Source organism: Streptomyces flavusporus, assembly GCF_046267975.1.
Taxonomy (GTDB): Bacteria; Actinomycetota; Actinomycetes; order Streptomycetales; family Streptomycetaceae; genus Streptomyces; species Streptomyces flavusporus.
In genome coordinates, this window is the sequence record NZ_CP176503.1 from 3826072 (window position 1) to 3841344 (window position 15273).

The 15273-nt window shown below is 69.7% G+C and carries 12 protein-coding genes; 6 read left to right on the top strand and 6 right to left on the bottom strand.

Features of this window, described 5'->3' with window-relative positions:
• Positions 1-11: 11 nt before the first annotated feature.
• On the bottom strand, positions 12-1379 hold the full coding sequence (locus ACKTSN_RS18045) for a DUF6716 putative glycosyltransferase (RefSeq protein ID WP_409470065.1): 1368 nt from the start codon (positions 1377-1379) through the stop codon (positions 12-14).
• 198 nt (positions 1380-1577) lie between these two features.
• On the opposite strand from ACKTSN_RS18045, the gene ACKTSN_RS18050 reads away from it, so the two are divergent.
• The 3 genes from ACKTSN_RS18050 to ACKTSN_RS18060 all read left to right on the top strand — a co-directional run bounded on the left by ACKTSN_RS18050 (position 1578) and on the right by ACKTSN_RS18060 (position 5114).
• A complete protein-coding gene (locus ACKTSN_RS18050; protein ID WP_409470066.1) occupies positions 1578-2564 on the top strand; it encodes a glycosyltransferase family 2 protein in 987 nt (328 codons plus the stop codon).
• On the top strand, positions 2564-3895 hold the full coding sequence (locus ACKTSN_RS18055) for an alpha-2,8-polysialyltransferase family protein (RefSeq protein ID WP_409470067.1): 1332 nt from the start codon (positions 2564-2566) through the stop codon (positions 3893-3895). The genes ACKTSN_RS18050 and ACKTSN_RS18055 overlap by 1 nt, the downstream gene beginning before the upstream one ends.
• A 223-nt stretch (positions 3896-4118) precedes the next feature.
• On the top strand, positions 4119-5114 hold the full coding sequence (locus ACKTSN_RS18060) for a hypothetical protein (protein WP_409470068.1): 996 nt from the start codon (positions 4119-4121) through the stop codon (positions 5112-5114).
• Positions 5115-5189: 75 nt separating this feature from the next.
• On the opposite strand, the gene ACKTSN_RS18065 is transcribed toward ACKTSN_RS18060, so the two are convergent.
• Both ACKTSN_RS18065 and ACKTSN_RS18070 read right to left on the bottom strand, forming a co-directional pair.
• Positions 5190-7526: a glycosyltransferase gene (locus ACKTSN_RS18065; RefSeq protein ID WP_409470069.1), complete on the bottom strand. Its 2337-nt coding sequence runs from the start codon at positions 7524-7526 to the stop codon at positions 5190-5192.
• Positions 7523-9028 carry a glycosyltransferase family 29 protein gene (locus ACKTSN_RS18070; RefSeq protein ID WP_409470070.1) on the bottom strand — a complete coding sequence of 502 codons (1506 nt, stop codon included), beginning with the start codon at positions 9026-9028 and terminating at the stop codon, positions 7523-7525. The genes ACKTSN_RS18065 and ACKTSN_RS18070 overlap by 4 nt, the downstream gene beginning before the upstream one ends.
• Positions 9029-9315: 287 nt before the next feature.
• Between ACKTSN_RS18070 and ACKTSN_RS18075 the strand changes: the two genes are divergently transcribed.
• Entirely contained in the window at positions 9316-10482 is a 1167-nt protein-coding gene (locus ACKTSN_RS18075) for an acyltransferase family protein (RefSeq protein ID WP_409470071.1), read from the top strand.
• A gap of 7 nt (positions 10483-10489) precedes the next feature.
• Here ACKTSN_RS18075 and ACKTSN_RS18080 read toward each other — a convergent pair whose 3' ends face one another.
• Positions 10490-11164: a TetR/AcrR family transcriptional regulator C-terminal domain-containing protein gene (locus ACKTSN_RS18080; protein ID WP_409470072.1), complete on the bottom strand. Its 675-nt coding sequence runs from the start codon at positions 11162-11164 to the stop codon at positions 10490-10492.
• 89 nt (positions 11165-11253) lie between these two features.
• Here ACKTSN_RS18080 and ACKTSN_RS18085 point away from each other — a divergent pair, with 89 nt between their 5' ends.
• Together ACKTSN_RS18085 and ACKTSN_RS18090 are read left to right on the top strand one after the other, a co-directional pair.
• On the top strand, positions 11254-12684 hold the full coding sequence (locus tag ACKTSN_RS18085) for an FAD-dependent oxidoreductase (RefSeq protein ID WP_409470073.1): 1431 nt from the start codon (positions 11254-11256) through the stop codon (positions 12682-12684).
• Between the two features lie 164 nt (positions 12685-12848).
• Positions 12849-13787 (top strand): class I SAM-dependent methyltransferase, encoded by a 939-nt coding sequence (locus tag ACKTSN_RS18090; protein WP_409470074.1) that lies wholly within the window; start codon positions 12849-12851, stop codon positions 13785-13787.
• Positions 13788-13940: 153 nt separating this feature from the next.
• Here the strand turns inward: ACKTSN_RS18090 and leuE are convergent, their stop codons facing one another.
• Positions 13941-14588: a leucine efflux protein LeuE gene (gene leuE / locus ACKTSN_RS18095; RefSeq protein WP_409470075.1), complete on the bottom strand. Its 648-nt coding sequence runs from the start codon at positions 14586-14588 to the stop codon at positions 13941-13943.
• A gap of 45 nt (positions 14589-14633) precedes the next feature.
• A complete protein-coding gene (locus tag ACKTSN_RS18100) occupies positions 14634-15215 on the bottom strand; it encodes a Uma2 family endonuclease (protein WP_409470076.1) in 582 nt (193 codons plus the stop codon).
• Positions 15216-15273 lie beyond the last annotated feature (58 nt).

Sequence of the window (15273 nt, forward strand, 5' to 3'; positions counted from 1 at the left end):
GGTCCCGTGGCTCACAGCTCCCCCATCCGCCGGATGACGGGTGCGACCCGCTGGACGCCGTGCCGGTAGGCGCCGCGGGCGGCGCGGCGGACTATCTGGCGGACCGGGCCGGGCTCCTTGTCGTGGGCGGGAGCGCCGGGCAACGGGGTGCCGTCGGGGCCGAGGTGGTGGCGGGCGAGGATGCCGGGCAGATAGCCGGGGGCCGTCGCGGGCGTGTAGTACGGCGTCAGGGGCGGCAGTCCGCCGGGTCGGCCGAGCAGCTTGGCGATCCGCTCGCGGGCCGGGATGAAAGCGGACTCGTACGAGCCTCCCCCAGAGGGGGTACCCCCAGCTGCGACGCCCTGCCGGGCCACCCAGTCGGCGTCCGGCGTGGGCCGGTGCCCGGCGTCGAGCTGGTCCCAGGAGGCGAGGCAGCCGGAGCCGACGAAGTGGTGGTTGCCGAGCACCTCGCGCACGCCGAGGTCGGTCAGGACGACGGTGGGGATCCGGCGGTGCAGTGACTCCAGCGCGGCCGTCGAGCTGACGGTGACCAGCAGGTCGGTGCGGTCGAGGACCTCGCCCATGTTGCCGTAGACCAGCCGGAAGTTGGGCGGCAGGTCACCGAGCTTCTGCGCCAGCTTCTGATACGGCAGTTCCTCGATGTGGGTGGTGTGCTCGCCCGGCTTGGAGCGCAGCTTGAGCAGCACCTCGCGTTCGGGGTGCAGCCGCGCGTGCTGGACCAGGCGGTCCAGCAGGTACGTCCGGTCCTTGCGGCTCTCCGGAACGGACGGTTGGGCGGCGAAGACGACCGTGTAGGGGTCGTGCTCGCCGGTGTACTTCGCGCCGCCCAGGAACGGCAGTGCCACCTCGGTGACCGCGGAGGAGTCGGCGCCGACCCCGTCGTAGACCGCGCGGAAACGCTCGGCGTCCTGGCGGGAGTTGGCGAGGACGAGGTCCGCGCCGTGCCGCAGCAGCAGGCCGTCGGCGAGCTTCTCGTAGACGACGCCGACATAGCCGGTGACGACGACGGGCCGCGTCTCGCGGTCCTCCCAGACACGCCCGAGGCCGTGCAGCATCGCCTGGACGCCGCCGCCGACCAGGGAGAGGACCAGGACGTCGTACGACTCCTGCGCCATGATCCGCAGGAACTCGACGGCCGTGACCTCCCTGAGGGAATCGGCGCGGACACCCACTTCGGCCAGTTGGCGGGGGGTGGGGGTCGCCCGGCCGCGCAACAGAAACCCGTCCAGGGCAGGGGCAACTTGCGTCTCGCCTTGCGGTCCGGCTTCCATGGACGGGCCCGGAGCGATACGGCTCGCGGTCAGCGCACCCCATTTCCATCGGGTGTCGGAGTCCGCGAGTACTGCGATCCGCGTGGGCTTCGTTGTACTTGGTGGCACGTCCAAGACGCTAGGAAGCAATTTCTAGTTGCTGGCCAACCTCGCCTCAACGAAAAGTTAACAGCAACCCACCGAGAGCCGAACTGCCCCGCCGAAGTCCAGGAAGTACACGGGATGCACCGTTCCGACACATTGAGTTCACCCTCAGTACCCTCACCGGAAAGTTCCGCAGCGGGGCCACCTCCTAGGCTTTCGCAGGTGCCAAAGCTTTCCGTGATCGTGCCGTTCTACAACGTGCAGCAATACGCCCCCGACAACCTGAGAAGCCTTCGCGCCAATGCCAGGCCGGACTTCGAGTTCATCCTGGTCGATGACAAATCGAAGGACGAAACGCCGGCCATTCTCGAACGTGCGGCCGATGAACTCTCCGCGGTCGCTCAGGTGCGCTATATCCGCAGAGAGGAAAACGGAGGGCTGGCCACCGCTCGCAATACCGGCCTCGATGCCGCGACCGGCGAGTACATCACCTTCCTGGACGGTGACGACTGGCTGGCCCCGGGCTACTACACCGAGCTGGTGGCGGCCATCGAGGAGCTGGGCTGCGACTTCGTGCGCACCGACCACGTGCAGGCCACCGCCCGCGCCCGCAGCGTGACCCGTGCGCCCGTCGGGCGGCGGTACGAGGTGATGAACCCCCGCGACCACATCCTGCCCGCCCACCGCACGACCTCGGTGGACTACGCCTACGCCTGGGCGGGCGCCTTCCACCGCCGCCTGCTGGACAAGGGCGTCCTGCACTTCACCGACGGACTGCGCACGGCCGAGGACCGGCCGTGGATCTGGAAGCTGCACCGCGAGGCGGAGTCCTTCGCCGTGCTGAACCTGCTCGGCGTGTTCTACCGGCGCGGAGTCGCCGGTTCCCTCACGCAGATCGGTGACGTCCGCCAGCTCGACTTCATCCGCGCCTTCGACCAGGTCGTCGAGGAGACGGCGGCGGACCGTAACGCCGATGTGCTGCTGCCCAAGGCGGTGCGCACCTACTGCGCGATCATCGCCCACCACCTGTCGGAGACCGACAAGTTCGAACCGGCCGTGGCCAAGCAGCTGCGGATCATGAGCGCGGCGGCGATAAAGCGCATGCCGCAGGACGCGCTCGGCGACGTACTCGACACCATGGACCTGCGCCGCGCCTCCAAGCTGCGGCGGCTGCGGCGCCGGGTCACCACAGCGAAGGCGGCTGCCTGATGTCCCGTACCACCCAGATCTTCTGTGTCTCGACGCTGTACGGCGCCGCGACCCTGGCCGCCGCGATCGACTCGGACTGCTTCGCCGAGGCGGACCGCCGGGTGCTGCTGGTGTTCAACAACTCGGCGACGCCGGAGACCACCCCGGCCGTCGACGAGATGCCGGGCTTCGGCACGCTGCGCGACCACTTCGACGACGTCCTGTCGTACAACGAGGCGATCCGGCCCTTCCACCCCGGCGCCTGGGCGCCGCGCCCCGACGACCTGCCGCTGTTCGAGCGCCATCTGCGACTGCTGTGGGGGCTGGGCGACGACCGGGTGGAGCTGGTCATGGAGTCCATCCAGGTCAACCCGGCGCTCGGGCTGGCCCAGATCTTCACCGGCGCCCCCCTCGTCGTCTACGCCGACGGGCTGATGAGCTACGGCCCCACCCGCAACAAGCTCGACCCGCTGGTCGGCACCCGGGTGCGGCGGCTGCTGCACCTGGACCTGGTGCCGGGGCTCACCCCGCTGCTGCTCACCGAGTTCGACGTGCCGGCGCAGGTGGTGCCGACGGACGCCTTCCTGAAGGTGATGAGCGGCCTCACGGACACCGCCGGGGAGCTGCCCCCGCTGCCGGACAGCGCGGCGCTGCTGCTCGGCCAGTACCTGTCCGCGCTGAACATCCTCTCCCCGGCCGAGGAGGAGGACCTGCACGTGCGGATGATGCGGGGGGCGGTGGCCCGCGGGCACCGCTCGATCGTGTTCAAGCCGCACCCCACCGCGCCGGCCCGCTACAGCCGCGCCCTGGAGAGCGAGGCCGAGAAGCTCGGCGTCGACCTCACCGTCCTGGACACGCCGGTGCTCGCGGAGGTGCTGTTCGCCAAGGCGCGGCCCGCGCTGGTCGTCGGCTGCTTCTCGACCGCGCTGTTCACCGCGTCCGCGTTCTACGACCTGCCGGTCGCCCGCATCGGCACCGCGCCGCTGCTGGACCGGCTCACCCCCTACCAGAACAGCAACCGTCTTCCGGTCACCCTGGCCGACGCGCTGCTGCCGGACCTGGAGGACGGCAAGGGCGAGGAGACGCTCGCGGACGAGCTGCTGACCGGCCTGGTCGAGACGGTCGGCTTCACCATGCAGCCGCAGATCCAGGCGGGCCTGAGGCCCGCGGCGGAACGCTTCCTCTCCCAGCACCTCGGGCCGCGCACCCAGCGCTACTTCAAGAAGCGCCGGCTCACCTCGCAGGGGCTGCCGGGCGGTATCCCGGAGCGGCTGTCGTTCCTGCCCCGCAACTCCGCGGCGCGCCGGGTGGTCCGGCAGGTCCGGGCGCTGAAGAAGGCGGTACGCCGCTGAGGGAGTTCGCGGGTGGACCGGGCGGGCGATGCGGCGGGTGGGCCACGGGCGTGGCCCACCCGCCGCGCCCGGACGGTCACCGGGTTTCTCTCGTTCACCGCGCTTCGGCGAAGAGCAGATGAACAGCCGGGAACAATCGAACAGGTCGGTCGTGAAGGTGCCTACGATCGCGCAATCGCGCACCAGGTCCTCAGAACAACCTCAACCGATCCGTGAGGCCCCCATGACGAACCTCGGCCGGCTCTACTCCCTCTTCGACGATGTCCAGCTCCCGGACAACCTGCCCTACACACAGGTGAGTACGTGGGAGCTGAAGTTCCTCTACCTGCTGGGCCGGCATCACCTCACGGGCGAGGACCGACTGGTCGAGCTGGGTTCCGGCGGGGGCGGCTCGACGTACGCGCTGGCCATGGGGCTGCACGAGAGCCCGATGTTCGACGAGAAGACGGGACGGCTGCACGCCTACGACTTCTTCCGGGTCGGCAAGGGCACCTTCGCCACGGAGAAGTTCTTCGACGCCGGCAAGGCACCCGAGGGCGACAACTCCTTCCTGAACGAGTTCCGCCGGCGGCTGGATCCGTTCCTGCCCTTCCTGGAGATCCACGCCGGTGACCTCTGGCAGACCTCCGACCCGGACGACCGCACGCCCGTCGAGTTCCTGCACATCGACATAGCCAAGACGTCCCGGGTGTTCAAGTGTGTGTCCGAGCGGTTCCTGACCCGGCTGCGGCCCGGGTCGGTCGTCCTGCACCAGGACTTCGCGGGACCGCGCCTGCCCTGGCTGCACTACAGCACGGGCGCCCTGCTGCCGTACATCGAGATCGCCGGCCCGCCGATCCGCTCCACCCTCGCCTTCGAGGTCGTCAAGCCCATCCCCGAGGACGTGCTGACCGTCATCAGCGAGGACAGCTTCAGCTATGACAGGAAGCTGGAGCTGATCTCCGCCGTGCAGGAGCGCATCGACCGCGACCACACCGGCGGCATCCCGTTCAAGTCCGTGCTGGAGCTGGCCAAGGCGTACGTCGCCCACTACGACGGCAGGCACAAGCAGGCCTGGGCCATCGCCAGGCCGCTCACCTCGGACGAGTACCTCAGCCGCACCCGCGCCGACCACTTCGAGCAGCTGAAGAAGGCCTACGAGCGGGACCGCCGGCAGTCCGCCGGGCGCTCCCCGATGACCCGCATCAAGCGGCTGGTCCGCAAGGCGGTGCGCAGCTGAGCGAGGGGCCCGCTCGCCTTGACAAGGGCCGCCCGGCCGGGACACGCGTCCCGGCCGGGCGGCCCTTGTCGTGGGTCAGGCGCCCAGGACGGTGCGCAGCTCCGCCGCGTTCGCCTGGGTGATCTTCCACAGTTCCTGCTGCCGGCCGTGCACGTCGGCGACGGTCCGGTCGTGGTCGGCGAGCAGGTCGCGGGAGCGCTCCACCAGCACGTCGGCGAGGTTGCGGTCGTGCACGGAGACACCCCACTCGGGACGCTCGATGTCCCGCAGGAAGTACGCCATCTTCGGGTGCGAGATCAGGCTGATGATGGGCGTGCCGCAGCCGAACGGGATCATGCCCGCGTGGCCGCGCATACCGATGACCAGCCTGGTCCTGGCGTACAGGTCGCGGATCTCGTCGTTCTCGAAGTCGTACATCGGGATGACCGGCATCGAGACGCCGTGCTCGCGGCGCAGGTCGAAGGCGAGCTTCTCGTCGTCGAGCGAGTGCGCCACGCACTGCACCTCGCCGAGGTTGCCGAGCTCCCTGACCGCCTTGGCCATCTGAGCCAGGAAGTAGCCGTAGTCGTGGCCGAAGCGGAGCCCCGCGCGGTCGTAGGCGGCGTTGATGAGGATGGTGTCGTCGCGCGTCGCCGGGTCCTGCCAGTTCGCGACGAGCTGGCGGGTGACCGTGGTCGGGCAGGGCTGGAAGCGCACCTTGTCGTGCAGATGGGCCGGGAGCATGGCCCGTACCTTCTCGATCGAGCCGTGGTTGCGCAGCCCGAAGAAGGCGGACTTCTCGACGAGCAGGCGCAGCGACTCCCGGAACCGCTGGGCGCGATAGGACTGTCCGTCGAAGGCGTTGAAGCCGACGGCGTACACCGCGATCGGCACGTCGATGCGCTTGAGCAGCTCGTCGGGGACGTTCCACTGCCAGGCGCTGTTGCCGTTGGGCATGGTGTCCGGGATGAACAGGCCGCCGCCGCCGATGACCAGTCCGCGGCGGGCGTTGACGCGCTCCAGGGCCGCCTCGTCGAACAGGCGGTGGGCGTGCACCGAGTGCCAGCGGCGGCTGGTGGTGTCGGGGTCGAAGCCGAGGCGCACGCTCTCCGGAAGCAGCTTGTCGCCCGCGTTGCCCTGCCGGTCCATGTAGAAGGCGACGTGCGCGAGCTGCTCGGCGGGGCTGCCGGACTGCTGGGCGGGGACGCCGAGGGTGCGCTGCTGCCAGATGCGGCTGGCCCGGTGCGTGGGGTCGACGGTGAGGCCCTGGACGGCGTACTTCTGCGCGGTGGCGTCGTCGCCGTGCACCCAGGAGATCTGGGCGAGGCGGGCGAAGGCGGTCGCGGCGCGGTTGGGTGCGGCGGTGGCCAGCAGCAGCTGGGCCCTGGCCTCCTCGTAACGGGAGACGCTCATCAGGGCGTGGCCGTAGACCTCGTGCGGCCAGGCCTCGTCGATGGGGAGGTGGACGCGTTCCATGATGTCGACGGCGGCCTGGTAGTCGCCCTTGGCGATGTGCGCGTGGGCGACGCGGCGGGCGGTGTCGACGTGGCCGGTGCGCTCGACGTGCGGGGTGCCGAAGTGCACCAGCAGGTCGTGGTGCATGGTGCCGCCGCCGGTGAGGTAGGCGGCCTGCAGCTCGGCGTCGCTCAGGTCGAACTCGCGCCAGCGCTCCTGCGCCTGCTCGTAGCCGGCCTCGCCGCCCTGCCAGGGCTTGTGGCGGCCGGTGAAGTGCAGGATGGCCGTGTCGTCGGGGACGGGGAGGTCGCCGGACAGCCGCCGCTTGACGAAGTTGTACTTCGCGTCGAGGCGGACGAAGTCGCCGTCGAGGACGGCGTTGAGGATGCCCTGGTCGTGCTTGTCGAGCTCGTAGGAGCCGCTGCGGCCGACCTGGTCGATCTTCGCGTAGAACTCGTCGCTCAGGTACTCCTTCTGAATGACGAGCAGGCCGCTGTTGAGCTTGTGCTGGCCGTAGAAGAACTGCGGTACGGCGGCGAGTCCCTCGCGCAGCGAGAGGAGTTCGGAGATCGAACCGAGGACGACCATGTCGGTGTCCAGGGTGATCACGGTGTCGTAGTCGCGGATCTTGAAGACGTCGAGGATGAAGTACGCCTTGCGGACCAGGTAGTTGTCCTGGTCGCCCTTGGCGTAGGAGTCGTAGTGGTCGGCGTCGACGCGACGGAAGCTCACGCGCGGGTGCAGGGCGCGGATGCGGGCCACGGAGGACGGCTTGAGGTCGTCGTGCAGGACGACGAAGTCCTCGCACACGCCCGGGTTGGACAGGGCGAGGGAGCGCAGCAGGGCGAGGAAACCGGGCAGGTAGTTCTCGTCCACGAAGCTGGCGAAGGCGATACGGCGCTTGCCGGTCAGCGCGCGGGCATCGGTGGCCGGGGCCGCGGTGCGGGCCTCGGCGGCGGATATGTGGGTCGCGGTCATCTCAGGGAAATCCTCATGCCGGAGACGCTCTGGGCCCGTTCCATGACCCACGCCTTCTCGCTGGTGTATTCGTGAACGGAGGTGATAGGCATCTTCATCGCTGCGTCGATGCGGTAGGCACCGCTCTCGTAGAAGTCGAAGCCGATCAGGTCGAGGGTCGGGCTGACGTCGAGGAAGTCGAGCAGCCAGAGCATGTTGAAGCCGGAGGTCGGGATGGCGGGCCACACGTCGGTGCCCAGCTTGCCGATGTTGCGCACGGGCCAGCGCAGCGACTCGTCGCCCAGGTACTTCTGTGCGCCGGGCACCAGGCGGTTGCGCAGGGACCACTTCCAGTCGCCGGAGATGCCGCCGAAGATCAGGCGGATGTCGACCGGCTGGTCCCAGTTGAAGCCGTGCTTGTGGATGGAGACGTGGATGTCGGTCCGCTTGCCGGTGTGCACCGCGTCGATCTTGTACGAGTTGAAGCGCACGACCAGGTCGTAGGCGTCGATCTCGGCGCCCATCGAACTCTCGCCGACCTTGCCGGAGTTGGCGATGAGGCAGATGGACTTGCCGGCGATCCTGTTGCGGAACTCGCCGAGGCTGATCCATTGCAGGCCGCCGAACAGGGGGTCGGACAGCGGGCCGCGCATCCGGTTGCGGCGCTGCTCGGCGAACAGGGCTATCGCCTCGGTGAGTTCGGGGGTGGGCCGCTGGTGGATGCCGGTGCACAGGTCCAGGTAGTGGCTGAGCGCCTCCTGGAACTCCTGTTCGGGGGCCTGAGCTCGGTCCATGGCCAGCAGCGCGCCCACGAGGCGAGCCTGGGCGGCGTCCCAGTCGCCGGCGGAGTGCGCCTCGAGCCCCTCGGCCCACACGTCGGTCGCCGGGCCTGCGGCGAAGGCGGCGGCGTCCGGGACGGTCCGCTGGAGCAGGGCGAGCAGTTCGCCGCGTCGCTCCTGGGCGGTGCGCAGGCCGGCGACCTTGGCGCGGACGCCGAAGCCGTCCTCCTGCGTGAGACTCAGGTAGCGGTCGAAGGCCTCGACGGCGGCGGCCGGGCGGCCCATCGCCTCGAGCAGCCGGCCGCGCAGCCGCCAGCCGGCGCGGGAGTTCTTGCGCTGCGTCAGCACGGTGTCGTTGATGAGCAGGGCGAGGTTCAGCTCGTCGTCGTAGCCGCAGTCCAGGGCCTTGTTGCCGACGACGAGGAGTGCGTCGAGGAGTTCGTTGCTCAGCCCGCTACCGCTGACGGCCTTGGCGCCACGCCGGATCAGGCTGCCGGCGCCCGTCGCGGCCGGCTGGGGCTGCTCCTGTGCGGCCCACAGGGCGAGCAGCTCGCGCAGCTTCTCGGCCAGCGCTGTTCGGCGCCGGTCGAGGCTGCCCACCAGCTTGCCGCTGTGGACGGCGCAGGCACGCAGGCAGTCCTCCAGCTCGGCCGGGTTCACCTGTGCGGTCGGCGGCCCGGCGTCAGTGGCCGCCGATGCCGGGTCCCCTGTTCGGGAACGGGACCATCTGCTGCGAACCGTCATGGTGCTCCTGCTCTGGATATGACGAAGCAGGCAAGGATCTGCCTGGGTAAACATGGTGGATTGGAGAACAGTAAGAAACCAATACGACGACAAGGTGAACCGCTCGGGACCGGTGGGCAAATCGTGTTTCCGTCGAACGGAATTCCGTAGAACGACGTTTAGGGTGGCGGGCGGCGTCAAAGGGCGTTGACAGACACCTCCGGGGGTTATGACTGATACGGGTGCATTGGGCAGGATGGGCGCCCGAACAGGCCTGCGGACAAACGAGGTAGCCGAGGTATACGAGCGTGACCGAGACGGTCGTCAGCACAGCGAAGCCCCGACCCGCTGCTCCCGCGCCGGAGAGACCGCGGGAGGCCGCGAGCGGCCGACCACGGACGAGAAGCTCCGGAGGGCGGCTGCGCGCCCTGGACGGGCTGCGGCTGCTGGCCGCGCTGATGGTCGCGCTCTATCACTACGGCGGCCGGGGCGGTGAGGTCACCCATGCGTGGGGATCGTCACCGAAGGTCCAGTTCCCGACGCTGCACTCGTGGTTCGCCTACGGCTGTCTCGGTGTCCAGATCTTCTTCGTGATCAGCGGCTTCGTGATCTGCATGAGCGGCTGGGGCCGCCCGCTGCGGTCGTTCTTCGCCTCCCGGGTCGCGCGGCTGATGCCCTCGTACTGGGTGGCGGTCGTCCTCGTGACGGCCGTGTTCGCCCTGCCGGGGGTGGCATACGAGGCGGTGACGCCGAGTGACGCGCTGGTGAATCTGACGCTGCTCCAGCAGCCGCTGGGCGCGGACCGGGTGCTGGGCGTGTGCTGGACGCTGTGGGTGGAGATCCGCTTCTACGCGCTGTTCGCCGTGTGCATCGTGCTGCCGGGCGCGAACCGCCGGCGCGTGGTGCTCCTGTGTGCCGTGTGGACCCTGCTCGCCGCCATCACCAAGGCCGCCGACCAGCCGTTCCTCGATCTGGTCGTGATGCCGGAGTACGCGCCGTTCTTCATCGGCGGCATGGGCATCTACCTGGTGTACCGCAACCGGCGGGACGTCACCGCGTGGGGCATCGTGGCGGTGAGCTGGCTGATCGGGCAGCACGAGGCGGTGGACAGCCTCTGGCACAGCCCCTACCCGGACCAGTTCTCCTACCGTTCCGCCTCGGTCATCATCCTGATCGTCACCTTCGGCTTCGTCGCGGTCCTGGCCGTCGCGCTGGGCTGGCTGAGCTGGGCCGACTGGCCCTGGCTGACGGTCGCGGGCGCCCTGACGTACCCCTTCTACCTGGTCCACGAGCACCTGGGCTGGCCAGTCATCGAGGTCCTCCACCGGGACTTCGCCCTGACGTCCTGGGCGACCCTGGCCACCACGCTGGCGTTCATGCTGACCCTGGCGTGGCTTTTCAACCGGTGTGTGGAGAAGTGGGCGACGCCGTTGCTGCGGCGGTCACTGACGCAGGCCCAGGTACCGAAGGTCTGACGCTGTCTCAGTCGGGTGTCGCGGAGGGCCGCAGGGTCGCCGCGATGCCCTCGATCACCGCCCGGAGGCCGGTTTCGAAGCCCCGGTCGCGGTCCTGGAACATCTCGAGGCCGGCCGCCGCGGCCAGCGGGTGCGCGGCCAGGCGTTCGGCGCGGGCGTCGAGGTCGTAGCCTTCGGCGCCCGCGGCCGGGTCCGGACCCATGGCCTGTTCCTCGATGGCATACCCGATGGTGTAGCTGTACGCGGTGAACCAGGCCCGGGCCGCGCGGCCGGGGGTGAACCCGGCCTCCGTCAGCATCCGCAGGTTGGCCTCCATGGGCTCCGCGTAGGACAGGTCCGTGAAGTGGGTGCCGGCGTAGACCTTGGCGCCGTCGCGGTAGCGCAGCAGATGCGCCCGCAGGCCGCTCATCCGCCGGAAGAACAACTCCCGCCAGTCCTCGTGCGGCGCCTCCGGCTCCTCCATGAGGTCGGCGCTCATGCGCCGCATCATCTCCGTGGCCATCTCGTCGAGAAGCGCCTGCTTGTCCTTGAAGTGCCAGTACAGGGCGGGCGCCTTGACGTCCAGTTCCCTGGCGATGGCGCGCAGGGTCAGGCCCTCCAGACCGACCTCGTTGAGGAGCCGCAGGGCGGTGTCCGCGACGCGTCGCCGGTCCAGCGGTGCTCGTCGTTCCGTGTCGCTCACGTCCGTCAACCTATCCCGCGCTCGACAACTTAACGGCGTTAAGGGCACGCTCGTGGACGTCGTCACTTAACAACGTTAAGGAGATGGGTATGGCTCTGCACACCGACGTACTGATCGTGGGCGCGGGCCCGACCGGCCTCGCCCTCGGCATCGATCTGGCCCGGCGCGGTGTGCCGGCGCTGGTCGTGGAGCGCGCCGACCGGCTGTTCCCGGGCTCGCGGGGCAAGGGCATCCAGCCCCGCACGATGGAGGTGTTCGACGACCTCGGCGTGGTCGACGCGATCCTCGCGGCGGGCGGCGGCTACCCGGTCGGCATGATCTGGCAGAACGGTGAGCGGGTCGGCGAGCACCGGATGATCGACCCGGCCGACACGACCGAGGACTCGCCCTACGCCGAGCCGTGGATGGTGCCGCAGTGGCGCACGCAGGAGATCCTCCGCGCCCGGCTGGAGGAGCTGGGCGGGCGGGTGTCCTTCGGCCGCGAGGCTGTCGGCGTCGAGCAGGACGCGGACGGCGTGACCACGCGTTTCGCCTCCGGCGAGGACGTGCGCGCCCGGTACGCGGTCGCCTGCGACGGCGGCCGCTCGGCGCTGCGCCGCGCGCTCGGCATCGGCATGACCGGCGAGACCATCGATCCGGCCCCGACGCTCGTGGCGGACGTGCGGATCACCGGCCTGGACCGTGACAACTGGCACATCTTCCCGCCGCGCGGGGAGGGCGACGACTTCCTCGCCGTCTGCCCGCTCGCCGGTACGGAGGACTTCCAGGTGGTGGCCCAGTTCCCGGAGGGCGCCACGCCCGACCTGTCGCTCGACGGGGTGCGCAAGCTGGTCGCGGCCCGGTCGCATCTGGTCCCCGAGGACGTCACCGAGGTGCGGTGGGCCTCCGACTTCCGGCCGCGTACGGCGCTGGCGGACCGGTTCCGGGACGGCCGGGTGTTCCCCGCCGGGGACGCGGCCCATGTGCACTCGCCGGCCGGTGGGCAGGGCCTGAACACCAGCGTCCAGGACGCCTACAACCTGGGCTGGAAGCTGGGCGCGGTGCTGCGCGCGGGCGCCCCCGCGAGCCTGCTGGGCACCTACGAGGAGGAGCGCCGCCCGATCGCCGCCGACATGCTCGGACTGTCGACCCGCGTGCACCGCGGCGAGACCCGACGCGGCGAGGCCACCCGCCAGCTCGGCCTCGGCTACCGCAACTCCTCGCTCACCGAGGAGACCCGTACGGACGCGGGCGCGGGGGTCCGTGCGGGTGATCGTGCGCCGGACGGAATCACTGAAGAGGTGCGGCTGTTCGACGCCTTCCGTGGGCCGCACTGGACGCTGCTGACCGTGGGCACGGAAGCGGACCTCCCGGCGCTCCCCGTCCCCACGGTCCGCATTCCGGCGTGCAAGGCGCAGCAGATGCACCAGACGTACGGCGCCGGCGTCTTCCTGATCCGCCCCGACGGCTACGTGGGCTGGGCGGGTGAGACGGGCGCGGGACTGGTGGAGTACGCGGCACGGACGGGGGTAGCCGGGTAGCCACGGGCGTCGGTTACTCGGTGGGCGGGCGCTGTCGGCGTACGGTACGTAGGGAATTGACCCGTTGTTCACCTGTCGACTGGTTTGGGCAGGTTGGCCCCCCGGGCAGGCGCTGGGGCAGTCCCTGACCGCACCATTCGCACGAGGAAGGGCGTTCTCCTTCCATGACCACCACTGCACATGAGGCACCTCCGCGGCCCCGACGGCTCGACGATGTTCCAGGCTGGTTCCCCGTACTCGACCAGGTCCTCTTCGACTGGCTCCTGGACCGGCAGGAGGCCGCGGGAGTCCGCGGCGACCTGCTGGAAGTCGGGGTCTACATGGGCAAGAGCGCGATCTTCCTGGGGCGCCGTCTACAGCATGGCGAGCGGTACACGGTGTGCGACCTCTTCGAGGGCGACGCGCCGGACGACGCCAACCGCGCCGAGTCGACGAAGTCGTACAGCGCACTCACCCGCCAGGCCTTCGAGACCAACTACCTCTCCTTCCATGACGAACTGCCCCGCATCCTGCAGGGCCCCAGCTCGATGGTGCCCTCGGAGGTCGAGCCCGGCTCGTGCCGGTTCGTCCATATCGACGGCTCGCATCTCTACGAGCATGTGTACGACGACATCGGCGCCGCGCGTGATGTCCTGCTGCCCGACGGCATCGTCGTCCTGGACGACTTCCGCTCCGAGCACACGCCCGGCGTCTCCGTCGCCGTGTGGGAGGCCGTGCTCACGCGCGGGCTGCGGCCCATCTGTCTGAGCACGCAGAAGCTGTACGGCACCTGGGGCGATCCCGGGCCCGTGCAGGAGGAGTTGCTGGCGATGGTGCGTGGTCGGGACGACTGCGCGCTCAGCGTGCAGCACGCGGCCGGACACCGTCTCGTCCGGCTGAAGTCCAGAGGCATGAAGGCTCCCGGCTTCCCGCTCTCCCGCCACGCGGACGAGCCCGAGCCCGAACTCGCTGTGGCCGAGCGGCCGGAGAAAGCGGCCGCACCGGAGGCGACCCGGCCGGCCCGGCACCGGCACCGGCGCAGCCGCACCCGCCGCCTCGCGGTCGACCTGCTGCCGCCCGTCCTGACCCGCGCCATCGTCAACGCCCGCGCCGCCAGACGGTAACCAACACGCTGACGTGGCGGGCAGCGCCCCTGAGGGGCGCGGGGCTGTTTCGATGTGCGGCTACCGCCGCGTGGGCGCGACCAGCCACGACGGCGCCGCAGACAACCGACGGCACATCGCGGCACTTCCCATCGCGCCCCTTTCAGCGGAGCGCTACGCGCTGGCCACCGACAGCTTCGCCGCGAAGCCGAGGAAGAGCACGCCCGCCGCCGAGGTCGCCCCCGCCGACAGGCGCCTGCGGCGGCGGAAGGCGGCGGCCAGCTTCGTGCCGCTGAATATGAGCGCGCTGAGGTAGAGGACGCTGGCGAGCTGGGCGAAGGTGCCGAGGACGACGAAGGACAGGGCGGGGTAGGCGTATCCCGGGTCGACGAACTGTACGAAGAAGGCGACGAAGAACAGGATCGCCTTAGGGTTGAACAGGCTGATGACCAGGGCACGGCGGTAGGGCCGCTCGTCGCCGACGGCGGCCGCGCTGTCGCCGGCGGACTGCTCCCGCCGGGTCCGCCACATCCCCCACGCGGCCCGCAGCATCCCTATTGCCAGCCAGGTCAGATATCCGGCACCGGCGTACTTCACGATGCCGAACAACACGGCGTTGGCCTGGAGAAGAGACGCCACTCCGGCAGCCGAGAGTGTCATCAGCACGGTGTCCCCGCACCACACGCCGGCCGCGGCGGTGTATCCGGCCCGGACGCCTCGGCGGGCGGCCACGGAGAGGACGTACAGGGAGTTGGGGCCGGGCAGCAGGACGATCAGGACCAGGCCTGCCAGATAGGTGGGGAGATCGATGACGCCGAACATGGAAAGGAGTGTCGCATGCGGGTACGACACTCCGACTCTGGATTTTCAGTCGTCGCCGTCGAGGAGGGTGTCGACGGAGAGTTCCAGACTGACGCCGACGGACTCGGGGACGGGGACGGTCTGGCCTCGCTTGTAGCGCAGGGGGGCGGGGTATTTGCCGTCGGACGGGTCCCGGTAGACGAGGACCTCGTCGTGTTTGCGGTCGGCGATGAGGTAGACGGGGATGCCGGCCTGGGCGTAGCACTCAACCTTGGGGCCGAGATCGTCGGACCAGTTCGACGACGTCACTTCGACGACCATGCGGAAGACGTTCGGCGCGTAGCAATTCTTCTGGACGTGAGCGTCCCGGAAGTCCTCGTCTACGACCGAAAAGTCCGGCACTGCGAAGTCGTCGGGCAGTGACGGCAGCCAAAGGCCAATGCCCTGGACGTACCTGAGCCCAGCCTTCCGGGCTCCGGCTCCCCCGAATTCTTCGACCAGCCAGGTCAACGACAGAGCATGCGAACCGTCCGGCGGCGGTGTCACGATGAGCCTCCCCTGGAGAATCTCCACGCGGCGGCCAGGCAGTGCACGGGCAAGCAGGTCAGCGGCCTCGCCCACGGTCATTTCCTGCTGCAGTACGGCCATGGCGTCCTCCTTTTCGGGGCCCACTCTGCAACGAGCGTAACCGGAGGCAACCGGCTTC